General features: G+C 60.6%; 21 protein-coding genes and 1 pseudogene. 17 read left to right on the plus strand and 5 right to left on the minus strand.

Annotated features, from left to right (window positions below):
• Nucleotides 1-218 precede the first annotated feature (218 nt).
• Both BLL42_RS25195 and BLL42_RS25200 read left to right on the plus strand, forming a co-directional pair.
• The gene (locus BLL42_RS25195) at nucleotides 219-1,409 is read left to right on the plus strand and encodes an NnrS family protein (protein ID WP_071555199.1); all 1,191 of its coding nucleotides are present in this window, start codon (nucleotides 219-221) and stop codon (nucleotides 1,407-1,409) included.
• A 28-nt stretch (nucleotides 1,410-1,437) separates the two neighbouring features.
• A complete protein-coding gene (locus BLL42_RS25200) occupies nucleotides 1,438-1,875 on the plus strand; it encodes a hypothetical protein (protein ID WP_071555201.1) in 438 nt (145 codons plus the stop codon).
• A gap of 75 nt (nucleotides 1,876-1,950) precedes the next feature.
• On the opposite strand, the gene ytfE is transcribed toward BLL42_RS25200, so the two are convergent.
• Entirely contained in the window at nucleotides 1,951-2,625 is a 675-nt protein-coding gene (ytfE, locus tag BLL42_RS25205) for an iron-sulfur cluster repair protein YtfE (RefSeq protein ID WP_071555203.1), read from the minus strand.
• A 154-nt stretch (nucleotides 2,626-2,779) separates the two neighbouring features.
• Here ytfE and norR point away from each other — a divergent pair, with 154 nt between their 5' ends.
• From norR to ubiT, 7 genes and pseudogenes are all read left to right on the plus strand, one after another.
• Complete coding sequence (gene norR / locus BLL42_RS25210) at nucleotides 2,780-4,309, plus strand: nitric oxide reductase transcriptional regulator NorR (RefSeq protein WP_071555205.1); 1,530 nt, start codon at nucleotides 2,780-2,782, stop codon at nucleotides 4,307-4,309.
• Between the two features lie 88 nt (nucleotides 4,310-4,397).
• Complete coding sequence (pdxH, locus tag BLL42_RS25215; protein WP_071555852.1) at nucleotides 4,398-5,045, plus strand: pyridoxamine 5'-phosphate oxidase; 648 nt, start codon at nucleotides 4,398-4,400, stop codon at nucleotides 5,043-5,045.
• A 236-nt stretch (nucleotides 5,046-5,281) separates the two neighbouring features.
• Entirely contained in the window at nucleotides 5,282-5,836 is a 555-nt protein-coding gene (gene moaB, locus BLL42_RS25220) for a molybdenum cofactor biosynthesis protein B (RefSeq protein WP_071555207.1), read from the plus strand.
• Nucleotides 5,833-7,067 (plus strand): annotated as a pseudogene (locus BLL42_RS25225) (molybdopterin molybdotransferase MoeA). The gene moaB and the pseudogene BLL42_RS25225 overlap by 4 nt, the downstream one beginning before the upstream one ends.
• Before the next feature lie 132 nt (nucleotides 7,068-7,199).
• Nucleotides 7,200-8,195: a ubiquinone anaerobic biosynthesis protein UbiU gene (gene ubiU, locus BLL42_RS25230; RefSeq protein ID WP_071555209.1), complete on the plus strand. Its 996-nt coding sequence runs from the start codon at nucleotides 7,200-7,202 to the stop codon at nucleotides 8,193-8,195.
• A gap of 10 nt (nucleotides 8,196-8,205) precedes the next feature.
• Nucleotides 8,206-9,096, plus strand: a complete 891-nt coding sequence (locus BLL42_RS25235) for a U32 family peptidase (protein ID WP_071555211.1) — start codon at nucleotides 8,206-8,208, stop codon at nucleotides 9,094-9,096.
• Entirely contained in the window at nucleotides 9,090-9,560 is a 471-nt protein-coding gene (ubiT, locus tag BLL42_RS25240) for a ubiquinone anaerobic biosynthesis accessory factor UbiT (protein ID WP_071555213.1), read from the plus strand. The genes BLL42_RS25235 and ubiT overlap by 7 nt, the downstream gene beginning before the upstream one ends.
• Nucleotides 9,561-9,662: 102 nt before the next feature.
• On the opposite strand, the gene BLL42_RS25245 is transcribed toward ubiT, so the two are convergent.
• The 4 genes from BLL42_RS25245 to BLL42_RS25260 form a co-directional block, all read right to left on the minus strand.
• Nucleotides 9,663-10,073, minus strand: coding sequence for a putative zinc-binding protein (locus tag BLL42_RS25245; protein WP_071555215.1), 411 nt, complete (start codon nucleotides 10,071-10,073; stop codon nucleotides 9,663-9,665).
• Nucleotides 10,074-10,147: 74 nt separating this feature from the next.
• Complete coding sequence (locus BLL42_RS25250) at nucleotides 10,148-10,822, minus strand: Crp/Fnr family transcriptional regulator (RefSeq protein ID WP_071555217.1); 675 nt, start codon at nucleotides 10,820-10,822, stop codon at nucleotides 10,148-10,150.
• A gap of 85 nt (nucleotides 10,823-10,907) precedes the next feature.
• Nucleotides 10,908-11,555, minus strand: a complete 648-nt coding sequence (narL, locus tag BLL42_RS25255; protein WP_071555219.1) for a two-component system response regulator NarL — start codon at nucleotides 11,553-11,555, stop codon at nucleotides 10,908-10,910.
• Nucleotides 11,552-13,354: a HAMP domain-containing protein gene (locus BLL42_RS25260; protein ID WP_071555221.1), complete on the minus strand. Its 1,803-nt coding sequence runs from the start codon at nucleotides 13,352-13,354 to the stop codon at nucleotides 11,552-11,554. Before BLL42_RS25260 ends, narL begins: the two co-directional genes overlap by 4 nt.
• Before the next feature lie 304 nt (nucleotides 13,355-13,658).
• On the opposite strand from BLL42_RS25260, the gene BLL42_RS25265 reads away from it, so the two are divergent.
• The 8 genes from BLL42_RS25265 to moaA all read left to right on the plus strand — a co-directional run bounded on the left by BLL42_RS25265 (nucleotide 13,659) and on the right by moaA (nucleotide 25,140).
• Nucleotides 13,659-14,963, plus strand: coding sequence for an MFS transporter (locus tag BLL42_RS25265; RefSeq protein WP_071555223.1), 1,305 nt, complete (start codon nucleotides 13,659-13,661; stop codon nucleotides 14,961-14,963).
• Nucleotides 14,941-16,338, plus strand: a complete 1,398-nt coding sequence (locus BLL42_RS25270; RefSeq protein WP_071555225.1) for a NarK family nitrate/nitrite MFS transporter — start codon at nucleotides 14,941-14,943, stop codon at nucleotides 16,336-16,338. Before BLL42_RS25265 ends, BLL42_RS25270 begins: the two co-directional genes overlap by 23 nt.
• A 69-nt stretch (nucleotides 16,339-16,407) precedes the next feature.
• Nucleotides 16,408-20,181: a nitrate reductase subunit alpha gene (locus BLL42_RS25275; protein ID WP_071555853.1), complete on the plus strand. Its 3,774-nt coding sequence runs from the start codon at nucleotides 16,408-16,410 to the stop codon at nucleotides 20,179-20,181.
• Nucleotide 20,182: 1 nt separating this feature from the next.
• On the plus strand, nucleotides 20,183-21,721 hold the full coding sequence (narH, locus tag BLL42_RS25280) for a nitrate reductase subunit beta (protein ID WP_038982852.1): 1,539 nt from the start codon (nucleotides 20,183-20,185) through the stop codon (nucleotides 21,719-21,721).
• 2 nt (nucleotides 21,722-21,723) lie between these two features.
• Complete coding sequence (narJ, locus tag BLL42_RS25285) at nucleotides 21,724-22,479, plus strand: nitrate reductase molybdenum cofactor assembly chaperone (protein WP_071555227.1); 756 nt, start codon at nucleotides 21,724-21,726, stop codon at nucleotides 22,477-22,479.
• Nucleotides 22,472-23,152 carry a respiratory nitrate reductase subunit gamma gene (narI, locus tag BLL42_RS25290; RefSeq protein WP_071555229.1) on the plus strand — a complete coding sequence of 227 codons (681 nt, stop codon included), beginning with the start codon at nucleotides 22,472-22,474 and terminating at the stop codon, nucleotides 23,150-23,152. Before narJ ends, narI begins: the two co-directional genes overlap by 8 nt.
• Before the next feature lie 10 nt (nucleotides 23,153-23,162).
• The gene (locus tag BLL42_RS25295) at nucleotides 23,163-24,122 is read left to right on the plus strand and encodes a peptidylprolyl isomerase (protein ID WP_071555231.1); all 960 of its coding nucleotides are present in this window, start codon (nucleotides 23,163-23,165) and stop codon (nucleotides 24,120-24,122) included.
• Between the two features lie 25 nt (nucleotides 24,123-24,147).
• The gene (gene moaA / locus BLL42_RS25300) at nucleotides 24,148-25,140 is read left to right on the plus strand and encodes a GTP 3',8-cyclase MoaA (protein WP_071555233.1); all 993 of its coding nucleotides are present in this window, start codon (nucleotides 24,148-24,150) and stop codon (nucleotides 25,138-25,140) included.
• The last annotated feature ends 266 nt before the right edge of the window (nucleotides 25,141-25,406 follow it).

Below are 25,406 nucleotides of genomic sequence, written 5' to 3' on the forward strand. Positions count from 1 at the left end.
GGTTTAAATAACCATTAAAGGGTCATTTGTACCCTAAATGGATGGCTGCGCTGACAACGCAAGCCAGCCCCTGCACGGATCGGTGCCGGAGGCACGGCCCTTGCACTCTTGATCTGCGACAAAGGCGTTTGGTTGCGAATAACCAATGATTGCCCGCGGATTTACCTCGACGCTTGCAGGTGGGTGTCAGGTCAGCAACAAGGCAGAGGAGTGGCTTTATGCAAGTGCTTGAGCGCCGTAAAGCGATGGCGATCCCACCGCTGTTACGGCTGGCCTTTCGGCCATTTTTCCTCGCAGGCTGTCTGTTGGCGGTGCTGGCCATACCGCTTTGGCTGGCAGCCTTCAGCGGCTCAGTCTCAAACTGGACGCCTGCGGGCGGTTGGCTGGGCTGGCATCGGCATGAATTGCTGTTCGGGTTCGGGCTGGCGATTATCGCGGGCTTTCTGCTGACCGCCGTGCAGACCTGGTCCGGTCGCCCCGGCCTCAGCGGCAAACCGTTGGCTGCCCTGGCGCTGCTGTGGTTGTGCGCACGAGTGGCGTGGCTGGCCAATCTGCCGTGGCCGTTGCTCGCGGCGCTGGAGTTGGCGTTTCCGCTGGCGGTGGCGTTTCTCATGGGCTTGACCCTGTGGAAGGTGCGGCAGAAGCGTAACTACCCGATTGTGGTGGTGTTGCTGCTGTTAGCCGCGGCCGACGGGCTGTCCCTGTGTGGCTTGCTCGAAGGTCATGAAGGCTGGCAGCGCCAAGGCGTACTGACCGGCATCTGGCTGGTGGCGGCGATGATGGGTTTGATCGGCGGGCGGGTCATTCCGTTTTTCACCCAGCGCGGCCTCGGTCGGGTCGATGGCGTTGCCCCTTGGCCCTGGCTGGATTGGCTACTGTTGGTGGGCTCACCGCTGGTGGCGTTGTTGTATGCGGTGGGGCCTGCGCTCAACCCCAATGTCTGGGTGGGTTTGCTGTTCGCCGTGTTGGCCGCAGGGCATCTGGTGCGCCTGGTTCGCTGGCATGATCGGGCACTTTGGCGCGTGCCGTTGCTGTGGTCGTTGCACCTGGCCTATGGCTGGTTGGCGCTGGCGTGTCTGGGGATGGCGCTGTGGCATTTCGGCGTGCCGCTGAACCCGAGCCTGGCGGTGCATTGCCTGACGATAGGTGCGATGGGGGGCCTGGTGCTGGCGATGATCGCGCGGGTCAGCCTGGGGCATACCGGCCGCGCACTGGAACCGCCGTCGGGCATGACCCTGGCGTTCATTTTGCTGAATCTGGCGTGTCTCAGTCGGGTCGTATTGATCAACTTCTTTCCCTTGCCGGCGTTGTGGCTGGCGGGTCTGTGCTGGGCGCTGGCGTTTGCGCTGTACGCCTGGCGTTACGGGCCGATGCTGCTGCGAACCCGGGTTGACGGTCATCCGGGATGATCAAGTGAACTGATGGAGGCTACCGGTGATGTATCCCTTTTTACTGGTGACACACCTGCTGGCGGCGATTGCCTTCATCGGGACGCTGTTTTTCGAGGTCATCATCTGGCATCACGCGCGCCAGCAGTTGGCGGATGCCGGGCAAGCGACGGCGGATCAAGCGATCGCGGTGCGCTCACGCAAGGTGCTGCACGGTGTGGTGTTGCTGTTGTATGGCGCCGGCATCAGCTTGGCGTGGCAATACCGGGGCGCATTGAGCCAGCCGCTGGCCAGCAGTTTTGGCACCTTGTTGAGCCTGAAAATCTTGCTGGCCTTGAGCATCATCGGCCATTACTTTTTGCTGGCGTATTGGCTGAAAAGCGCTCAACTGACCACCACCCGGGCGAGCTGGATTCGCCGCAGCATCCTCGGGCACATGGTGTTGATCGTGATCCTCGCCAAGGCGATGTTCTATTGGCATGGCTGAGCGCAAAAAGTCCCCGGCAGACAAAACCCGCGGCAACCGGTTGGCTGGCGCGGGTTTGGTGTGAGCGGCAATCGGTCAATGGTGAGGGTTCAAGGCGTTTACGAACAGCACATTGTTTTCCAGATGGATGTGCTGCATCAGATCGTCTCGAAACTCCAGCAGCCCGCGATAAAGGGCACGCCAGGTGTTACAGGCATCAGCCGGCGGGGTGATGTGGTTGGTCAGCGCGAGCATCTTCTCCAGGGCTTCACCATGTTGATCGTGTTCGAAGCGCAGCACCTGGATCGGCGGAGCAGCCTGAGGCCCGATGCCCTGTTGCAGCATCGGGAAGAGCACTTGTTCTTCCTTGAGCATGTGGCCTTCGAGTTCTTGTTGCATGTCCGTCAGGTGATCGGCCAGGCCGTTGGGGCAACTGCTGCGCGCCCCGTGGACGTGCTCGACACGGCGGGCCAGACGGATCAGTTCCGGCAGTTGCTCGCGGTGGCGGGCGTGATAGCGCGTCAGCAGGTGGGCGATCAACGCCTCCGACGGTTCGTTGCGCCAGTCGTGCTGAGTTTCGCCGGCGTCTTGCAGAATGTGCAGGGCATCGGCAATCAGTAGCGGGTCGAGGTCTTTGGCAAGGGCTGCTTCACGCAGGCTTTTATGCCCGCCGCAACAGAAGTCCAGTTTGAAGGTGTGGAAAATCCGGGTGGCACCGGGTATGTCGCAGGCCAGTTGGCCGAGGCTTTGTTCCAGTAAGGTCTGGCTCATCAGGGTTCCTTGTTTGGATTTCAACGGTTCCCCAAGGTCATTGCATTCGGCATGCCATAGTTAAGTAATTGATAAATATGAATTAATTTTTAGTTGTGGTGATAGTCACCCTGAGGCTTTAGGGTGAATCCAACCATATAGGGTGATTACTACCATGCTGCGAGAAAGCCTGGCAGCCGACCTGATCGTCGAGTTGCCCAACGCCGTACGTTTGCAACGACTGGTCCAGACCCTGCGCGAGTACTTCAATAGTGGCGCCGTGGGATTGCTGCGCCTGGATGAAGACAGTCTCAGACCGGTCGCGACCGTGGGATTGGTCCATGAAGCGTTGGGGCGCCGGTTTGTCATCGCCCAGCATCCTCGACTGGCGGCGATCATGGCGTCGCGCGAGCCGACCTGGTTCGAGCCCGACAGTCGCCTGCCGGACCCCTATGACGGCTTGCTCGACAACCATGTTGGTGAACCGTTGCCGGTGCATGACTGCATGGGCGTCAGTCTGTATGTGGAGGGACGGATCTGGGGCGCGATCACCCTCGATGCACTGCATGCCGGAACCTTCGACAGTCGTGCGCGGGAGGAACTCAAACGTTGCACCTTGCAGATCGAAGCCGCCGTGCGCGTCACCCGGCTTGAACAGGAAAACCGCAGCCTGCGGTTGTCCCGCAGCGATCTTCAAGACGTGCGCATGCCCGCCGATGAAGGCGAAATCCTCGGGCAGAGTGAGGTGTTGCACCAGTTGCTCAATGAGCTGGATGTACTGGCCGACTCCGATCTGCCGGTGTTGCTGTTGGGCGAAACCGGCGTCGGCAAAGAGCTGTTTGCGAGGCGGCTGCATCGTCTGTCACGGCGCAGCCACAAACCGTTGGTACAGGTTAACTGCGCCGCGTTGCCGGAGTCGCTGGCAGAGAGTGAGTTGTTCGGGCATGTCAAAGGCGCCTTTTCCGGCGCCACCAGTGACCGCGCCGGACGTTTCGATGCCGCCAACGGCGGCACGCTGTTTCTCGATGAAGTCGGTGAATTACCGCTAAGCGTTCAAGCGAAGTTGCTGCGCACTTTGCAAAACGGCGAGATCCAGCGACTGGGGGCGGACAAGCCGTTGCATGTCGATGTGCGAATCATCGCCGCGACCAACCGGCATCTGCCGGACAGTATCCGCGACGGCCTGTTTCGCGCCGATCTGTATCACCGGCTCTCGGTGTACCCGGTACCGATTCCGGCGCTGCGTGAGCGCGGTCATGATGTGTTGATGCTGGCCGGGCATTTCCTTGAACTGAATCGGGCACGACTCGGCCTGCGCGGTTTGCGCTTGTCGCCCGCGGCCGAGCGGGCGTTACTGGCGTATAGCTGGCCGGGTAATGTGCGCGAACTGGAGCATGTGATCAGTCGCGCTGCGCTGAAACAGCTCAGTCGCGGTACCAGTCGCGCGCTGATCATGACGCTGGAGCCGCCAGTCCTCGATCTCGACAGTGCGGCGGGCGCGGCGGGCATGATCGTCGAGCGGCCGCTGGAGGTGACATCTGATGCGCCGTTCCAGGCCTTGGGCGACGCCGTCGACGATTGTCAGCGACAAAAAATTCTCCATGCCCTGAGTCTTTCCGGGGAGAACTGGGCCAGTGCCGCGCGGCTGCTGGACGTCGATCCCAGCAATCTGCACAAACTGGCCCGGCGGCTTCGCCTTAAGTAAGCCGGGGCGGCGCGGCATGTTGATGGCGATCAAGGTGGCTTTGCCCAGTGGCTCGCACACTGCGCAAAACCCTCCGGAGATCACCGCGATGCCCCTTTCCCTGGCCCAAATGCGCCGCAACTACACCCTTAATGGCTTGCAGGATGAGGCTGCGCTGGACGATCCCCTGGCTATGTTTCGACAGTGGTTGCAGCAGGCACGCGACACCGAGTGCGCGCCTGTCGAGGCCAACAGCATGATGTTGGCGACGGTCGACAGTGAGGGGCGTCCGCACTGCCGGGTCCTGCTGCTCAAGGGCTTGAGCGACGACGGCTTTACGTTTTTTGGCAATTACCAGAGCGACAAGGGCCTGCAACTGGCCGCTAACCCGAATGCCGCCATGACGTTTTTCTGGCCGGGGCTGGAGCGTCAGGTGCGTATTGAAGGCCAGGTGTCCAGGCTCGATCCGCAACTCTCGGATGCGTACTTTGATTCTCGCTCGGTGGCCAGTCGCCTGGGCGCCTGGGCTTCACCACAGAGCCGGCCGCTGGCCAGTCGGGCAGCGCTTGAATCTTTGTTGGCAGACACTATCAAGCGTTTTGTTGGCCAGAGCGTGCAGCGACCCGAGCATTGGGGTGGCTACTGCCTGCACCCAGAGCGTCTGGAGTTTTGGCAGGGGCGTGCCGACCGCTTGCATGACCGTCTCGATTACCGCTTGCAGAACGGCGAGTGGTGTCGCACCCGCCTGGCGCCTTGAGCGCGCAAAAGATCGCAGCCTTCGGCAACTCCTACGCCGACCAGGGCATGCCTTGATACTGAGGCACGCCACACTCCGTAGGAGCCGCCGAAGGCTGCGATCTTTTTGGGGCGCTGAATGCTTAATTTACCGGCACTCACTCAATGTCCCCGTCGAGGTACCTCCATGGAGGAATAGGCTCGGTCTGGATTCCGGTTCAGGCTTGGCCAAACCCTCATCTACGGGAAGGCTTGGATATGGCCCATTTGGCGCAACGCACGTTTGAACCTCTGAACATCGCCGTGCTGACCATCAGCGATACGCGGACCTTTGACACCGATACCTCGGGGCAGACCCTGACCGATCTGCTGCAAACGTCCGGGCATGTGTTGATCGATCGTGATCTGGTCAAGGACGACATTTATCAGATCCGCGCAACCGTCTCGCGGTGGATCGCCGACCCCAAGGTGCAGGTTGTACTGATGACCGGCGGCACCGGTTTCACCGCTCGCGACAACACGCCGCAAGCGGTCCTGCCACTGCTCGACAAGCATGTGGAAGGCTTCGGCGAACTGTTCCGGCAGGTGTCCCTGGCAGAAATCGGCATGTCCAGTTTGCAGTCACGGGCATTGGCCGGGATGAGCAACGGTGTGCTGGTGTGTTGCGTTCCGGGCTCGCCGGGGGCCTGCCGAACGGCCTGGAACATGATCCTGCTGGAGCAACTGGACAGTCGCACCGGCCCGTGCAATTTTGCTCCGCATTTGAAGCCGCAAGCGCAGCGGGGCATCGACGCCTGCGAGACGCGCTCATGACCGGTCGGGTGTGCGACCTCGGCAACCTGATGCCCGTGGACGAGGCCATCCACCGTCTGTTGGATCAGGCACCGCCACCCCCCTGACGCAAATGATCGGTCTGGATCAGGCCTTGGGCTGGGTTCTGGCGACGGACATTCATTCCCCGGTGAACCTGCCGGCCTGGGACAACAGCGCCATGGACGGTTATGCCCTCAGGGCAGCTGACCTGTCATCGGAGGGTGGATATTTGCCGATTGGCGGGCGAATTGCGGCGGGGGATCAGGCGTGCTCACCCTTGCTCGCGCATCAGGCGGTGCAGATATTTACCGGCGCGCCATTGCCACCGGGTGCCGATACGGTGGTGCCACAAGAGCAATGCCGAATCGAAGGCGAGCACGTCTGGTTCCCGTCTGTGCGCGATGGCGATCATGTGCGCAAGGAGGGCGAGGAAGTTCGCCGGGGGCAGCTGTTGCTCAAGGCCGGCAAGCGCTTGCGCGCACAAGAACTGGGGTTGCTCGCCGGCGCTGGCGTAGCGCGGGTCGAGGTTTATCGGCCGTTGCAGGTGTGCTTGCTCAGCAGCGGTAATGAGCTGCGCGAGCCGGGTGATCCCTTGGCGCCGGGGCAGATTTACAACAGCAATCGCTATTGCCTGGCTGCGCTGTTGCGCGGTTGGGGCGTCGAGGTACACGACTATGGCGTCATGGCCGATGAGTTGGCGGCCAGCCGGCATGCCTTGAGCCTGGCGTCTTCGGAATGCGACCTGCTGCTGAGTTCCGGTGGCGTGTCGGTCGGCGAGGAGGACCACCTCAAGCAGGCGATCGAGGAATTGGGCAGCGTGGATTTCTGGCGGCTGGCCATTCAGCCCGGTAAACCGCTGGCTTTTGGCGAAGTCGCCGGCAAACCCTGGATCGGCATGCCGGGCAATCCTTCGGCGGCGCTGATTACCGCGTTGGTGGTGGTGCGTCCGTTCCTGCTCAGGGCCCAGGGCGTGACTGACGTGCTGCCGGTGCCATTGGCCATCCCGGCCGGGTTCGACTGGTTGCAGCGTAACAAGCGTCGGCAGTACCTGCGGGCAAGGCTGACCCCTGGCACTGACGGCCAATTGAGCGTGGAACTGCACCCTCAGCAAAGCTCGGCGATGTTGACCGCTGCGTGTTGGGCCGACGGGTTGGCGGTGATCGAGTGCGAGCAGCAAGTGCTCAAGCACGACAACGTGATGTTCCTGTCCTTCGCCGACCTGATGCATTGATCGCAATTGATTGCCATCAAGGCCGTGCCTGCCGGTCTCGCTAGACTGGCAGCGCATTTTTCGATCGGCCCGGACCCTCGCGTCACGGGCATCAAACGACGGTCGAGACGCATTTTTTCATGAGGATTACCCATGCAACTGGTCTGCCCGGCAGGGAATCTGCCTGCGCTTAAAGCGGCAGTGCGCCAAGGCGCCGATGCCGTCTATGTCGGCTTTCGCGATGACACCAATGCCCGGCATTTCGCGGGGCTGAACATGGACGACAAGCAGTTCGACGCAGCGGTCGCCCACATCCGCCAGCATCAACGCAAACTCTACGTTGCGGTCAACACCTACCCGCAACCCAACGGCTGGGAACGCTGGCAACGGGCAGTGGATCGTGCCGCCGATTTCGGCGTGGATGCGCTGATCGCCGCCGATCCCGGGGTGCTCAACTATGCCAGTCAGCGTCACCCGCAACTGGCGTTACACCTGTCTGTCCAGGGCTCGGCGACCCACGCCGCGGCGCTGGAGTTTTATGCGCAGCGCTACGGTATTCGTCGCGCCGTGCTGCCACGGGTGTTGTCGTTGGCGCAGGTCCGCCAGGTTGCTGCGAGCAGCCCGGTGCCCATCGAAGTCTTTGGCTTCGGCAGCTTGTGCATTATGGCTGAAGGGCGTTGCCATCTGTCCTCCTACATTACCGGCGAGTCGCCGAACCTGTGCGGTGTCTGTTCGCCGGCCAAGGCCGTGCGCTGGACCGAAGACGCCGAAGGCTTGAGCGCGCGCCTCAGTGACGTCCTGATCGACCGCTACACCCCTGACGAACCGGCCGGTTACCCAACCTTGTGCAAAGGCCGCTTTCTGGTCGATGGCAAACGCTTTCATGCGCTGGAGGAACCCACCAGCCTCGATACCCTGGACTTGCTCCCGGAACTGACGGCCATCGGTGTCGAAGCAGTAAAAATCGAGGGTCGCCAACGCAGTCCGGCCTATGTCGAACAAGTCACCCGCGTCTGGCGGGCGGCACTGGATGCCCATCGTGGTTCCCCAGGCAGTTTTCGGGTCAAGGAGGAATGGCGTCAGGTTCTGGCCGGCTTGTCCGAAGGCAGCCAGACCACCCTGGGTGCTTATCATCGATCATGGCAATGAGGGACGGAACATGAAGCTCAGCCTGGGACCGGTCCTGTTTTACTGGGACAAAGAGCAACTCAGCAACTTCTACGCCGAGATGTCGGCGTTGCCCCTGGACGTGATTTATCTGGGGGAAACCGTGTGTTCGAAACGCCGGGCATTTTCATTGGATCAGTGGCTGGGGCTGGGACGCGAGTTACAGGCGTGCAGCCAGGCACAGTTGGTGATCTCCAGCCTGACGCTGATCGAAGCCGCGTCCGAACTCTCCAGCTTGCGCCGGCTCTGCGACAACGGCCAATTGCTGGTGGAGGCCAACGACATGGGCGCGGTGCAGTTCCTGGCTGAGCGCAAATTGCCTTTCGTCGCAGGTCCCGCACTCAATCTGTACAACGGCCACACGCTGGCGCAATTGCTGGACTGCGGAATGACCCGCTGGGTGCCGCCGGTGGAGTGTTCGGCGGCGCTGATTGGCGATGTGATCGAGCAAGTGCGCGAACTCGGTCGTGAGGTGCCGGAAGTGGAAATCTTCGCCTATGGGCATTTGCCGCTGGCCTATTCCGCTCGCTGCTTTACAGCCCGGGCGGAGAACCGGCCCAAAGACGACTGCCAGTTTTGCTGTATCAACTACCCCGACGGCCTGGCGCTGACCAGCCAGGAAGGACAACCCTTGTTTACCCTCAACGGTATTCAAACGATGTCGGCCGAGGTGACCAATCTGTTGGCTGATTATTCCGGGCTGGTGGCCTGCGGTGCCGATCTGTTGCGCTTGAGCCCTCGCGCTCAAGGCATGGCCGAGGTGATTGCTGCCTATCAACGGGTTCGACTGGGCGAGACACCGCCGCTGTTTGTCGAAGGTTGCAATGGCTACTGGCATGGTCAGGCCGGCATGCTGCGCGTCGAGGAGATCGGCCTGTGTTGAACCGAAAAAAATGGCTGTTGAAAGGTGCCGACCGGTTGCTGCCGCTGGTACGCCGGGTGCCGTTTGTGGTGCAGCGCCTGGCGTTGCAGCAGGCGCTGAATCGCTGCCTCGCCGAGCCGTTGCGCGAGGGTGAGTTCGACGTGCTGCGCGGGCGTTGGCTGTGCCTGCGAATTCCGGATCTGCGCTTGTCCTGGTACCTGACGCTCAGCCGTGAGGGCTTGCGGATTGCCGAGCAGGCCACGGCGCAGGTGACCATCAGCGGTAACTGGCGAGAGTTTCTGCTCCTGGCCAGCCGCCAGGAAGATCCGGACACGCTGTTTTTTCGCAGACGCCTGGTCATCGAGGGCGATACCGAACTGGGGCTGGCACTGAAGAACCTGATCGACAGCCTCGACCCCGACGTCTTGCCTGTCTGGCTGTGGCGTAATCTGGAGCGGGCAGGGAAGGGGTTGGCGGCGGGGTAGCCATTAACGTCAAAAGATCGCAGCCTACGTCGAACGAATTCCCTTGTAGGAGCTGCCGTAGGCTGCGATCTTTTGGCGGCTGCCAAAGCGCTAATGCCAGACTCAGGCCATTGGCGAAGCGGCATAAACAGCTTGCTGCTCCTCCTGAAGATCCCCCTTGCCAATCAACTGCTTGATCCCTTCAAACAACTCATCACTCTGCGCCTGCGTACAGTCCTCGCCGTATCGTTTGCGCAGCCCGTAATGGCTGAGAATCAGGTGCACATCAGCATGCAAGCCATGCTGTTTCAGGCAGTTTTCAACGCATTGCAGCGCGCAGCCGTCGAGCGCGAAGATCCGCCGTCCCGAGCGTGCCTTGTTGACCAGTGCCGCCACGTGGCCGCCGACCCCGACGATGCAGGACATTTCAGCCAGACCGCTGCGATCCAGCCGCACGGCCAGGGTATTGGCCAGTTGGGCCACGTTGGAGCAGCCGGAGCAGGAGTAAACCAAAGGCAAGGTTGAAGGGGACATTGACACTCTCCATTGATGGGCTCCTCCAGTGTGCAAGGTAGGTGGTATTGCGCCTTGATTGCGGTCAATTCCGCTTATTGGAACGCTGCGAGATCCTGTTCGGCGAGGATGCTGATAGTGCGTCGTTCCATGGCGATCAGGCCGCTGTCCACCAGGCGGTGCAAAATCCGCGAGAAGGTTTCCGGTTGAATCCCCAGCTTCGAGGCCACCAGACGTTTGGATACCTGCAGCACAATCACACCGCTGACCGGGTGACGCTCCTGGAATAGAAAGTTGATCACCCGACGGCTCGCACTGGCCATGGTCAGGGTGTCGATGTCCCGCAGACGCAGGTGCAGGTGAACGCTCATGCTCGCGAGGATGGCCAGGCAAACCTTCGGCTGGTCTTCGAGGGCGCCGCGGTAGTGGTTGCCCTCGATACTCACCAGCACGCTGTCCTTCAACGCCGTGGCGCTCACCGGGTAGCACCGGGCCTGGCTGAACAGCAAGGCTTCGGCAAAGGTCTGGCCGGGCTGAATGATCTCCACCAGGTTTTCCTGGCCTTCGCCGGTGAGCCGGTACAACTTGATCTGGCCGCTAACCAGCAGAAAAAAGCGTTTGGCCGGATCCCCTTGATGCATGAGCGTGCTGTGACACGGCAGGCGCTTGAGCATGGCCAGGCCGCAGACTTCCTCGAAGACCTTCTCCGGCAGTTGGCTGAACAGGTGATGACGGCGCAATGTTAAAACAATTGAAGGGTGGGTCAGCATGGGGTACCTCCGCTAACGGTCATAGTAGTGAGCGCGAGCCGGATGACCTATGCCTCTGCAGGCCTACCTCGGAAGAGGCATGCCGTCAGCCCGCACTGCGCAGATGCTCCATGGCCCACACCGCCGCCTCGACCCGCGAGCGCAAGCCGAGTTTGTGCAGCAGGTTCTTGACGTGAACCTTGACCGTCCCTTCGGTGATGCCCAGCTTGTGCCCGATGACCTTGTTGCTGAAACCGCTGGCGATGGTTTTCAACACTTGACGCTCACGCTCGGTCAGTTCCACCACGGGCTGGCGTGCAGGAGCGCGCAGTGCCTGCGCCATGACCTGGGTCAGCCCCGGGCTGATCACCAGTGCGCCGTTCAGGGCATCACGGATGTACTGAATCAACAGTTCGGGCTCCATGTCCTTGAGCAGATAGCCATCGGCATCCAGGCGCAGTGCGTCGCGAATATCGTCTTCAGCGTCCGACACGGTGAATAGCAACACCTTGCCGGTGTAGTGCATCGCCCGTAACCGGCGCAGGGTTTCAATGCCATTCATCTGCGGCATGTTGTTATCAAGCAACACCAGATCCGGTTGCAGCGGCTCGATCAGGCCGAGTGCTTCTTCGCCGTTGCCGGCTTCGCCGACGATCTCGAAATCATCTTCGAGCTCAAGCATCTGGCGGATGCCGTGACGCATCATCGGATGGTCGTCGACCAACAGGATGGTGTGTTGCAGGGATGGGTTCATGTGACGCTACCTTCTGTGTGCTGTCCGAGAAACTCCGGTTGGAATTCCAGTTGGACGCGGGTGCCTTGCGGCTCCCTGGAAAATATCTGCAGCTGGCCGCGCAAGCTGCGCGCGCGTTCATCCATGATGTTCAGACCGTGGTGTTCGCGCTGGTCGACGTTGCCGCTGAATCCACGCCCGTCGTCTTCGACGATGAGTCTGACGGTTTCGCCGTCCTGGCGTAGTTGCAGCCAGGCGTTTTGCGCATGGGCGTGGCGCAGACAGTTGGAGAGCGCCTCGCGGGTAATCTGCAAAATGTGGATCTGCTCGCTGGCCGAGAGCTGAAAGGCCAACGCGTCGACGTGCAGGTGCACCTGGAACTCCCCGCGACGGGAGAACTCTTCTGCGGTGTCCTTGAGCTCCTGCACCAGGCCCGCATCGTGAATCTGCAAGCGGAAGGTGGTCAGCAGTTCGCGTAACTGGCGATAGGCATTGTTCAGCCCTTCACGCAACTCGGCGGTGACGGTTTCCAGGGTTTCGACCGGTTCGCCACGGCGCAGCAGGGTCTGCATGCGGCTGACTTGCAGCTTCATGTAGGACAGGGCCTGGGCCAGTGAGTCGTGCAGTTCGCGGGCGATGATCGTGCGCTCTTCGAGCAGCAGCAGGCGATGATCCTGTTCCCGTTGGCGTTTGAGTGAGAGCGAAGTGCCAATCAGGTTGGCCAGGGCCTGGATCAACTGGGTTTCCCAGGCTTGCGTTGGGTGCCCGTCTACAAAATGAGCCTTGAGCTCACCCAGTTCGCTGCCCTGGTTGCTGATGCTGAAGGTTTGCGTGCTGGTTTTGTGGTGTTTCTGGCAGGTGGAGCAATCGCTGCTGGCGCAGACATCCCGGCTGTTTTCGCCATGCAGGGCGAGCAATTGCTGGGCCGGCGCCTGCAAGTGACCTTGTAGACACAGCGACAGACGCAAGCCGGGCAGGCGTTGCTGGAAGCGCCGGATCAATTCATCCAGCCCTTCGGCATTGGCCAGGCGCGTGGCCAGGCTTCGGCTGCTTTGATACAGCAGTTCGAGGGCGGCGTTTGCTTGTTGCAGGTTCAGGGTTTTTTGCTGGACCTGACTCTCCAGCGTGCGATGCGACTCTTCGATGGTCTCGGCCATGGCGTTGAAGCTCATGGCCAACTGGCCCAGTTCGTCCTGGGACTGATGGTTGACCCGCACCTTGAAATCGCCGCGACGAAAGCGCTGGGTGGCGTCTACCAACTCTTTCAAGGGCGTGACGACGCCGTACTGCAATTCGTATAACCCAATCAGCAGGACGAACAGGGTGGTGAACAGGGCCAGTCCCTGAATCATCTGTTGCCAGCCTTGCTTCTGTTCGCTTTGGCTCTGCAACAAATTGACGAACTGGTTCAGTTGTTCAACGAATGGCAGGGCCATGGCCTGAAATGAGGCTGCATCGCCGCGTTCAAGTGCCGGGTGCAAATCCTCGTTCCACTGTTGCTGGATTTGCCCATAGCTGATTTGTAGATCGGTGGTCGGGCCATCTTCCAGCACCGCTTTAAGGGAATGGCTATTGAGGCGGGTTTGCAGGCTGTCGGTGATGGCGACGATTTCTTCGCGGGGGGCGCCTGCGGCCAGTTTCCAGCTCAGGTGGTAAGTCTCCATGCGCACCGACCCGGCGGTGTTGATGGCGGCTGCATCGCCCTGGCTGAACCAGGCGATCAAACCGGCGCTCAATGAACTGGCGAGGGCGAGTATGGCGATGAGAATCACCGCCAGCCCGGCGCGAGCGGGCAGGGAGCTGCGCAACCAGCGCATCATTAGCGCAGATCCTGGGGAAAGGCACGAAGACTGAGCATGAGGCGCCCCGGAATGCGGTTTTGCATCCAGTCCCGGGTGCGCTACCTCTAAAGAGTTGTCGCCGGCTCCTTGTCAGCAATGGTATGGCTGGAAAACCTTAAGAGGCTGATAAATAAAGGTTTTCAAGGTGTCCATGAGCTACCTCCTTAGAGGTAGACGGCACAAGCATAGGCCTACACCCCCTTGGGCTTCGTTGACATGGATCAAGTTTTTGCGGGGTTGGCCTCTCTAGTCTGCCGCCATGGCTAACTGACTGGAGAGCATTGTGACCCCACCGCGTGTACGACAAGGCTTGGTGTTGGGCATGAGCACGCTGGCCTTCACCGTGTGTTTCATGGTCTGGATGATGTTTGCCGTGCTCGGGGTGCCGATCAAGGAACTGCTCCAGCTCAACGAAACCCAGTTCGGCCTGTTGGCCGCAACCCCGGTGCTGACCGGCTCGCTGGTGCGTTTACCGCTGGGCCTGCTGGCTGACCGCTTTGGCGGACGCAGCGTGTTCTTCCTGCTGATGCTGACCTGCGTGACACCGCTGTACCTGATTAGCCACGCCACCGCCTACTGGCAGTTCCTGGTGCTGGGCTTGTTCGTCGGCCTGGCCGGTGGCTCGTTTTCAGTGGGGATTGCCTACGTCGCCAAATGGTTCGACAAGGAGAATCAGGGCTTCGCGATGGGCATCTTCGGCGCCGGTAATGCGGGGTCCGCAGTGACCAAGTTTCTCGCCCCGGCACTGATTGCTGCCGGCAGTTGGCAGCTGGTACCGAAAGTCTTTAGCGCCATCCTCTTTATTACCGCGTTGTTGTTCTGGTTCCTCAGTGCCGAAAACAAGGACCACCGCAGTGCTACCGGCGCCAGCCTTCGTGAGCAATTGAACTCGCTGAAGGACCCGGCGGTGTGGCGCTACTGCCAGTACTACTCGATCGTCTTCGGCGGCTATGTAGCCCTCGCATTGTGGATGACCAAGTACTACGTGCAGGAATACGGTTTCAGCCTGCAAAGCGCCGCGTTGCTGGCGGCCTGTTTTTCTCTGCCCGGTGGCGTGTTGCGTGCCGTCGGCGGCTGGATGTCGGATCGCTGGGGCGCGCAAAGCGTGACCTGGTGGGTGCTATGGGTCAGCTGGATCTGCCTGTTCCTGCTCTCGTATCCCCAGACCCAACTGCAAGTGCAGACCCTCAACGGCCCATTGGATTTCCACATCGGTCTGAATCCCGCGCTGTTCACCGTGCTGCTGTTCGTCATGGGCATTGCCTTCGCGTTCGGCAAAGCCTCGGTCTTCAAGTACATCGCCAATGACTACCCGCAAAACATGGGCGCGGTGTCCGGCATCGTCGGCCTCGCGGGCGGTCTGGGCGGCTTCGTGCTGCCGATCCTGTTCGGCGCCCTGGTGGACCTCACCGGCGTGCGCTCTTCCTGCTTCATGTTGATGTACGGCGTGGTCTGGGTCTCCCTCACCTGGATGTACTTCAGCGAAATACGCAAGCGCCCGTTGCTGGGCAAACAGCCGCCAGCGACCTCGTCCCCGTTTTCCAGCATTGCCCAAGGAGAAGAACATGTCCGTTCTGCAAAAGCCTGACAAAGGCCCGGTCATTCATGACTGGCGCCCCGAGGACCCCGCGTTCTGGGGAAGTAGCGGCAAACAGACCGCCACCCGTAACCTGTGGATCTCCATTCCCGCGCTGTTGTTGGCCTTTGCGGTGTGGATGGTCTGGAGCACGGTGATCGTGCGGTTGAACGCCATCGGCTTCAGCTTCACCACCGACCAGTTGTTCTGGCTGGCGGCGTTGCCGGGGCTCTCCGGTGCGACCTTGCGGGTCTTCTATTCGTTCATGGTGCCGATCTTCGGCGGCCGGCGCTGGACCGCCGTGAGCACAGCGTCACTGTTGTTGCCGTCGATCTGGATGGGCTTCGCGGTGCAAGACCCGAGCACCTCGTACAGCGTGTTCGTGTTGATCGCCTTGCTCTGCGGTTTTGGTGGCGGCAACTTCGCCTCGAGCATGTCCAACATCAGCTTCTTCTATCCCAAGTCCCAGCAGGGCACAGCCCTGGGCCTGAATGCCGGGCTGGGTAACCTGGGCGTTTCGGTGATGCAGTTCTGTGTGCCGCTGGTGATTACCTTCGGCGTGTTCGGCTTCATGGGCGGTAAGCCGCAAGTGCTGGCCGACGGTGGTCAGTTGTGGTTGCAAAACGCCGGTTTCATCTGGGTGCCGTTCATTGTGTTGGTGACGGTGCTGGCCTGGTTTGGCATGAATGACCTGTCCAGTGCCCGCGCGTCGTTCAGCGAGCAGGCGGTGATCTTCAAACGCAAGCACAACTGGCTGATGTGCTGGTTGTACCTGGCGACCTTCGGCTCGTTCATCGGCTTTTCCGCGGCGTTTCCGCTGCTGATCAAGACCTCCTTCCCGGACGTCATTGCCTTGAAATTCGCCTTCCTCGGCCCATTGGTAGGTGCACTGGTGCGCCCATTGGGCGGTTGGCTGGCGGACAAGCTTGGCGGTGCGAAAGTGACCTTGTGGAACTTCGTGCTGATGATCCTGATGGTCTTCGGTGTGCTGCACTTTTTGCCCCAGAACGGTTCGGGCGGCAACTTCTACGGCTTCCTCGGCATGTTCATGCTGCTGTTCATCACCACCGGCGTGGGCAACGGCTCCACCTTCCGCATGATCCCGGTGATCTTCCGCACCCTGCATGAAAAATCCGCTGCCGGAAAACCAGCCGCCGTGCGCGAACAAGCACTCAAGGATGCCGGCAAAGAATCGGCCGCCGTCCTGGGCTTCAGTTCGGCCATGGGCGCCTTTGGTGCGTTCTTCATTCCCAAATCCTTCGGCACTTCGATGGCCCAGACCGGCGGCCCGGAGATGGCCTTCTACATGTTCGTCGGCTTTTACCTGAGCTGCATCGTCGTGACCTGGTGGTGGTACGCGCGCAAAGGCGCCGCGACACCCTGCTGAGACGACCCGAATCCAACCATTGCGTGGGCGGGGCACAGAACCCCGCAGCAAGCCTGAGAGGTGTACACCGTGAGTCATTTACTGGACCAATTGCGGTTTTTCAATCGCAAGCAAAACGAGTTTTCCGACGGCCACGGAGAGACTCGTAAAGAGTCTCGCGACTGGGAGAACGTCTACCGTTCGCGCTGGCAGTACGACAAGATCGTGCGCTCCACCCACGGGGTGAACTGCACCGGATCTTGCTCGTGGAAAATCTACGTCAAGAACGGCCTGATCACCTGGGAAACCCAGCAAACTGACTACCCGCGCACCCGTAACGATCTGCCCAACCATGAACCCCGTGGTTGCCCGCGTGGCGCCAGTTACAGCTGGTACATCTACAGCGCCAACCGGCTCAAGTACCCGAAAATCCGCAAGCCGTTGCTCAAGCTCTGGCGCGACGCGCGGCAGACCCTGGCGCCGGTCGAAGCCTGGGCCAGCATTGTCGAGGACAAGGTCAAGGCCGACTCCTATAAAAGCAAACGCGGCATGGGTGGCTTCATTCGCTCCAACTGGGAGGAAGTCAACGAGATCATTGCCGCAGCCAACGTCTACACCATCAAGCAATATGGCCCCGACCGCATCGTCGGCTTCTCGCCGATCCCAGCCATGTCGATGGTCAGCTACGCCGCCGGCTCGCGTTACCTGTCGCTGATCGGCGGCGCGTGCCTGAGTTTCTACGACTGGTACTGCGATTTGCCGCCAGCCTCGCCGATGGTGTGGGGCGAGCAGACCGACGTGCCGGAATCGGCCGACTGGTACAACTCCAACTACATCATTGCCTGGGGTTCCAACGTTCCGCAGACCCGGACCCCGGACGCGCACTTCTTCACCGAAGTCCGTTACAAGGGCACCAAGACTGTCGCGATCACCCCGGATTACTCGGAAGTCGCCAAGCTCACGGACCTGTGGCTGAACCCTAAACAAGGCACCGATGCGGCGCTGGCCCAAGCGTTCAATCATGTGATCTTCAAAGAATTCCACCTGGACAAACCGAGCGCCTATTTCACCGAATACGCCAAGCGCTTCACCGATTTGCCGGTGCTGGTGCTGCTCAAGCAAATGGTCGATGTGGCACCGGGTGCCGGCTACCAGCCGGACCGCTTCCTGCGTGCCAGTGACCTGACCGACAACCTCGGCCAGGAAAACAACCCGGAATGGAAAACCATCGCCCTGGATGTCAGCGGTGAACTGGTCTCTCCCCAAGGCTCCATCGGCTATCGCTGGGGCGAGAAGGGCAAGTGGAACATCCTTGCCCGTGAAGGCGGCGAGGGGCGTGAGATCGATTTGAAGCTGAGTCTGATCGGCGATGATGTTGCCGAAGTGGCGTTCCCGTATTTTGCCGGCGAGTCCCACGAGCACTTCCAGCACGTCGCTGGCGATGCCGTGCAATACCGCCGCGTGCCGGTGCATAACGTGGTGCTGGCGGACGGTAGCGTCGCGAAAGTGGCCACCGTGTTCGACTTGTCGGCGGCTAACCTGGCGATTGATCGTGGTCTGGGCGGCGCCAACGTGGCCAAGGATTACGACGATGCCTCGGTGCCGGGTACCCCGGCCTGGCAGGAGAAAATCACCGGCGTCAGCCGTGAAAAAGCCATTCAGATCGCCCGTGAGTTTGCCGACAACGCCGACAAGACCAAGGGCCGCTCGATGATCATCGTCGGCGCGGCGATGAACCACTGGTATCACATGGACATGAACTACCGCGGGCTGATCAACATGCTCATGCTCTGCGGGTGTGTCGGTCAGACCGGTGGCGGTTGGGCGCACTACGTCGGCCAGGAAAAACTCCGTCCACAATGCGGTTGGTTGCCCCTGGCGTTCGGCCTGGACTGGAACCGTCCGCCACGGCAAATGAACGGCACCAGTTTCTTCTACGCCCACAGTTCGCAATGGCGCCACGAGAAAATGAGCATGCACGACGTGCTCTCGCCATTGGCCGATAAATCACAGTTTCCCGAACATGCCCTGGACTACAACATCCGCGCCGAACGGGCCGGCTGGCTGCCCAGCGCACCACAACTCAACACCAACCCGCTGCACATCTGCCGCGATGCTGCCGCCGCCGGCATGGACCCGAAAGACTACGTGGTCAAATCGCTGCAGGACGGTTCGCTGCGCTTCTCCTGCGAACAGCCGGACAGCCCGGTGAACTTCCCGCGCAACATGTTCATCTGGCGTTCCAACCTGCTGGGCTCCTCGGGCAAGGGTCACGAGTACATGCTCAAGTACCTGCTCGGCACCAAAAACGGCGTGATGAACGAAGACATCGGCCAGGTCGGCGACTGCAAACCCGAAGAAGCCGAATGGGTGGACGAGGGCGCCATCGGCAAGCTCGATCTGGTCACCACGCTGGACTTCCGCATGTCGTCGACCTGCGTCTATTCCGACATCGTCTTGCCGACCGCGACCTGGTACGAAAAAGACGACATGAACACCTCGGACATGCACCCGTTCATTCACCCGTTGTCGGCTGCCATCGACCCGGCGTGGGAATCGCGTTCCGACTGGGAAATCTACAAAGGCATCGCCAAGGCGTTTTCCAGCATGTCCGAAGGGCATCTGGGCGTTGAAAAGGACCTGGTGACCATTCCGCTGATGCACGACAGCGTCGGCGAACTGGCTCAGCCGTTTGGCGGCACCGACTGGAAAAGCGACGGTGTGGCTCCGGTGCCGGGTAAAAATGCACCGAACCTGCATGTGGTCGAGCGTGATTATCCGAACATCTACAAACAGTTCTCGTCGCTCGGGCCATTGCTGGAAAAACACGGCAACGGCGGCAAGGGCATCAACTGGAACACTGAAGACGAAGTGAAATTCCTCGGTGAGCTGAACCACCACGAAGGCGATGCTGGCATCAGCCACGGTCGGCCGAAAATCGACACGGCCATCGACGCCGCTGAAGTGATTCTGTCCCTGGCGCCGGAAACCAATGGCCAGGTCGCCGTGAAGGCCTGGGCCGCGCTGTCGGAATTCACCGGCATCGACCACAGCCACCTGGCGCTGTCCAAGGCCCACGAGGCGATTCGTTTTCGCGACATTCAAGCCCAGCCGCGCAAGATCATTTCCAGCCCGACCTGGTCGGGTCTCGAAGACGATCACGTCAGCTACAACGCCGGCTACACCAACGTTCACGAGGCGATCCCATGGCGCACCATCACCGGCCGCCAGCAGTTCTACCAGGATCACCCGTGGATGCAGGCGTTCGGCGAACAACTGATGAGTTACCGGCCGCCGGTCAACACCCGCACCATTGAAGGGGTGAAAGGCAAACGCAGCAACGGCGAGATCGAAATCGTCCTGAACTGGATCACCCCGCACCAGAAATGGGGCATCCACAGTACCTACAGCGACAACCTGCTGATGCTGACCCTCAGCCGTGGCGGGCCGATTGTCTGGCTCTCGGAGAACGACGCGAAAAGCGCCGGTATCGAGGACAACGACTGGATCGAGTGCTTCAACGTCAATGGTGCGCTGACCGCCCGGGCGGTGGTCAGCCAGCGGGTCAAGGACGGCATGGTGATGATGTACCACGCCCAGGAACGGATCGTGAACGTGCCCGGTTCCGAAACCACCAAGACCCGTGGCGGCCACCACAACTCAGTGACCCGTGTCGTGCTCAAGCCGACCCACATGATCGGTGGCTACGCCCAGCAAGCCTACGGTTTCAACTATTACGGCACCGTCGGTTGCAACCGCGATGAGTTTGTCGTGGTGCGCAAAATGTCCAAAGTCGACTGGCTCGATGGTTCGTCCGGCGATGACCTGCCGCGTCCGCTGCCGACCGATATCGAGGAGAACTGAGATGAAGATTCGCTCACAAATCGGCATGGTTCTGAACCTGGACAAATGCATCGGTTGCCACACCTGTTCGATCACCTGCAAAAACGTCTGGACCAGCCGCGAAGGCATGGAATATGCCTGGTTCAACAATGTTGAATCGAAACCGGGCATCGGCTATCCGAAGGAATGGGAAAACCAGGACAAGTGGAAGGGCGGCTGGATTCGCAATGCCAACGGCACGATCAACCCGCGCATCGGCGGTAAATTCCGCGTGCTGGCAAACATTTTCGCCAACCCGGACCTGCCGAGCCTGGACGACTATTACGAACCGTTCGATTTCGATTACCAGCACCTGCACACCGCACCGCTGGGCGAACACCAGCCAACGGCGCGCCCGCGTTCGCTGATCTCCGGCAAACGCATGGAGAAAATCGAGTGGGGCCCGAACTGGGAGGAAATTCTCGGCACCGAATTCGCCAAGCGGCGCAAGGACAAAAACTTCGACAAGATCCAGGCGGACATTTACGGCGAGTACGAAAACACCTTCATGATGTATCTGCCGCGCCTGTGCGAGCACTGCCTCAACCCGACGTGCGCGGCGTCGTGCCCGAGCGGCGCGATCTACAAGCGCGAAGAGGACGGCATCGTCCTGATCGACCAGGAAAAATGCCGTGGCTGGCGCATGTGCATCAGCGGCTGCCCGTATAAGAAGATCTATTTCAACTGGAAAAGCGGCAAGTCCGAGAAGTGCATCTTCTGCTACCCGCGTATCGAAGCCGGGATGCCGACCGTGTGCGCCGAAACCTGCGTCGGGCGTATTCGTTATCTCGGTGTGCTGCTGTATGACGCCGACCGTATCAGCGAAGTGGCGAGCACCGCCAATGAGCAGGATCTGTACGAGAAACAATTGGAGATCTTCCTCGATCCGAACGACCCGGCGGTAATCCGTCAGGCCTTGGCCGATGGTGTACCGCAGTCGGTGATCGATTCTGCGCAGCGCTCGCCGGTCTACAAAATGGCCGTGGACTGGAAACTCGCGCTGCCACTGCACCCGGAATACCGCACCTTGCCGATGGTTTGGTATGTACCGCCGCTGTCGCCGATCCAGAACGCCGCAACCGCCGGCACCGTGGGCATGAACGGGGTGATCCCGGATGTCGACAGCCTGCGCATTCCACTGAAATACCTGGCCAACCTGCTGACCGCAGGCGATGAAAAACCGGTCAAGCGTGCACTGAAACGTTTGCTGGCGATGCGCGCCTACAAACGTTCCGAGCAAGTCGATGGTGTCCAGGACTTGCAAGTGCTCAAGGATGTCGGCTTGAGCGTGGCCCAGGTCGAGGAGATGTATCGCTACCTGGCGATTGCCAACTATGAAGACCGCTTCGTGGTCCCGAGCGCCCACCGTGAAGACGCCATGAGCGACGCCTTCGCCGAGCGCTCCGGGTGCGGCTTCAGTTTTGGCAGCGGTTGCAGTGGCAGCTCCGACACCAACATGTTTGGTGCGAAGAAAGCCAACCGCCGCGACATCCTCAAAACCGTGCAGTTGTGGGAGGAATGAGCATGCAAATTCTCAAAGTGATTTCGCTGCTGCTCGACTACCCGACCGAGATGCTGACAGGCGGGCGCGACGAACTGGAGCAAGCGATTATCCAGTCCCGGGAAATCAGCCCGAAGCAGCGCGGCGCATTGTTCGAGTTGCTGGAACTGATCTGCGCCAATGACCTGATGGACGGGCAGGAGCACTACGGTGCGCTGTTCGGCCGGGGGCGCTCGCTGTCGCTATTGTTGTTCGAGCACGTGCACGGCGAATCCCGCGACCGTGGCCAGGCCATGGTCGACATGATGGCGCAGTACGAAGCCGCCGGTTTTGCCATCGGCGTCAAGGAGCTGCCGGACTATATCCCGCTGTACCTGGAGTTCCTTTCCACTCGCGAAGAGATCGAGGCCCGTGAGGGCCTGGCGGATGTTTCGCACTTGCTGGCCTTGCTCGCGGCGCGTCTGGAGGAGCGTGAAAGCGCGTATGCCAGTTGCTTCCGGGCGCTGCTGCAAATTGCCGGAGCCGAGCCCCATCAGGCGGTGGCCGACCTTCGCGCACAGGTCGCCGCGGAACCTCGCGACGACTCCCTCGAAGCCCTCGACAAGATCTGGGAAGAGGAGGCCGTGGACTTTCTCCAGGCCGAACAGCAGGACCGTTGCAGTTCGCTGCCAAGCGCACCGGGCAAGGCCCGCGAGGAAAGCGCGGTGCCGTTGCACTGGGTGGATTTTCAGCATGAAGGGCTGGCCGCCGTGCCAGCCGGGGAGGTAGGCAATGTCTAAATGGAATCTGTTGTTGTTCGGGATCTATCCCTATGTCGCCCTGGCGATTTGCCTGATTGGCAGTTGGGCACGCTTCGATCTGTCGCAGTACACCTGGAAGGCGGGCTCCAGCCAGATGCTCAACCAGCGCGGCATGCGCGTGGCGAGCAACTTCTTCCATATCGGTGTGTTGTTTGTGCTGGCCGGGCACTTCGTCGGCCTGCTGACCCCGGCGTCGGTTTACCACCATGTGATCAGCACTGAGAACAAGCAGTTGCTGGCGATGGTCTCCGGCGGGATCTTCGGCCTGCTTTGCCTGGTGGGTCTGCTGATGCTGATCAAACGGCGACTGACTGACCCTCGGGTTCGCGCTACTTCCAGCCCTTCTGACATCCTGATTCTGCTGGTGCTGCTGGCGCAGTTGCTGCTCGGCCTGCTGACAATCGTCGCGTCCACCGAACACATGGACGGCTCGGTGATGGTGATGCTCGCCGATTGGGCGCAGAACACTGTGCTGCTGCGGCCGATGGAAGCAGCGGCGTCCATTGCCCCGGTCGGGCTGACCTACAAGCTGCATGTGTTTCTCGGTTTGACCTTGTTCGTGCTGTTCCCCTTCACCCGTCTCGTACACATGATCAGTGCACCGGTCTGGTACTTGGGGCGTCGCTATCAAATCGTTCGGCAGAAATTCTGAGGAGACAATCATGTCAGGTGGATGTGGATGTGGCGGCGGTAACGGGGGCAGCGGTGGCTGCGGTTCTTCCAAGAAAGCGGAGCCTGAGGTAGTCGACATAGCGCCGGCCGGGGCGGTGCAGTTTGACGCACTGCCGGTTGAGCCAGCGGTCAATGACGCCCCGGCGCAGTTGATCGCCAGTAGCGAACAGGAGTGGCCGATCATCAGTGTCAACGAGGTGTCGATCACCCCGGAAGCGATGGCGCTAGAGCTGCAATATCACCCGGCGGAAAGCCGCGAAGAGGCGGTCTATCTGGCCGCCCGGGCGCTGGTGATCCGCGAGTTGTTGCAGCAACGCATTGCCGAGCTCGGCGTGTCGATGGAAATCGGCGCCGGTGAGAACGAAGAAGAAGCGGCCACTCGATTGTTGCTCGAACGTGAGGTGCAGGTGCCTCAGTGTGACGAGCAAACCAGTCTTCGTTACTACGAAAACAATCGCGGGCGCTTTCACAGCGCGCCGTTGCTGGCGGTGCGGCACATCCTGCTTGAGTGTGCACCGGATGATGCCGAGGCCCGTGCCCTTGCGCATGTCCAGGCCGAAATCCTGCTGCAGCGGCTGGCGGATTTGCCCGGCAGTTTCGCCGAGCTGGCAGTGAAATACTCGGCTTGTCCGTCGAAGGCTCAAGGCGGTTCTCTGGGGCAGATCAGCAAGGGCCAAACCGTGCCCGAGCTGGAACGTCAGTTGTTCACCCTGGCACCGGGGTTGGCCAGCAAACCGCTGGAAAGCCGTTACGGCTGGCATGTGGTCAGTGTCGATCAGCGGATCGAAGGCATGCCGTTGCCCTATGAAGTGGTGTCGACGGCGATCCGCACGCAGTTGCAGCAAGGCGTCTGGCAAAAAGCCCTGGTGCAATACCTGCAAACCCTGATTGGCGCGGCGGATATTCGCGGTATCCACTTGCAGGGCGCCGACTCACCGCTGGTGCAGTGAGCATTGGGCCAAACGGGGAGATGTGATGAACGCTGTCATGCAGGATGGTTTTGGGCGGCAGATCGACTATCTGCGGATGTCGGTGACGGACCGTTGTGATTTTCGCTGTGTGTATTGCATGGCGAAAAACATGACCTTCCTGCCGCGTCAGCAGGTCCTGACGCTGGAAGAATTGCAGCGCCTTGCGACGCTGTTCGTCGGCCTGGGTGTACGCAAAATCCGCCTCACCGGCGGCGAACCGCTGATCCGTCCCGGCATTGTCGGACTGTGTCGCAACATCGCCGCCTTACCCGGTTTGCGCGAGCTGGTGATGACCAGCAATGGCTCGCAACTGGGCCGTTTGGCCCGGCCGTTGGCGGAGGCAGGGGTCAAGCGGATGAACATCAGCCTCGATAGCCTGGACGGGCAAAAGTTTCGTGCGATCACCCGTAATGGTGATCTCGATCAGGTGCTGGGCGGCATTGAAGCGGCGCGGGGCGCGGGGTTTGAGCGGATAAAACTCAACTGTGTGGTGATGAAAGGACGCAATTTCGATGAAGTCCCGGCGTTGGTGCAATACGCCATCGATCAACACATCGACATCAGTTTTATCGAAGAAATGCCCTTGGGCGATGTTGGCCGTTCACGGGGCGAGTCGTTTTGTTCCAGCGACGAAGTGCGGGCGCTGATCGCCAGTCATCATCGGTTGCTCGACAGTACCGAAAACAGCGGCGGACCGGCGCGCTACGTGCGCCTGGAACGCCATCCCGATACCCGGATCGGTTTCATTTCACCCAACAGTCACAGCTTCTGTGGCAGCTGCAACCGGGTGCGAATGACCGTTGAAGGGAAGCTGTTGCTCTGTCTGGGGCAAGACGACGCACTGGATTTGCGCGGTTTGCTGCGGCGGTATCCGCTGGATGATCAACCGCTGATCGAGGCGGTGCAAAAAGCCTTGCGCGGCAAGCCATTGCGTCACGATTTCACCGCGCAAGGGGAGGTGCAGATCGTACGGTTCATGAACATGAGCGGTGGTTGATCCTGGATGTTAAGGCAACGACGCGTTCCGTAGCAGCTGGCGAGCCCGCGAGCCTGCGTTCGGCTGCGAAGCAGTCGCAAATCAGATCATCGCGGTTTATCTGTAATACCGCAGTGCCTGATTTTACGACTGCTTCGCAGCCGAACGCAGCCTCGCAAAGCTCGGCAGCTGCTACGAGGGAATGTGCAAAGCCAGAAATCCTTAAGCCGCCTCTGGCGGTTTTTTTTCGCCGCGCAATCTTGATATCGATCAATTGCACATCGGCA

The sequence above is a fragment of the Pseudomonas frederiksbergensis genome (genome assembly GCF_001874645.1).
GTDB classification, from domain to species: Bacteria; Pseudomonadota; Gammaproteobacteria; order Pseudomonadales; family Pseudomonadaceae; genus Aquipseudomonas; species Aquipseudomonas frederiksbergensis_B.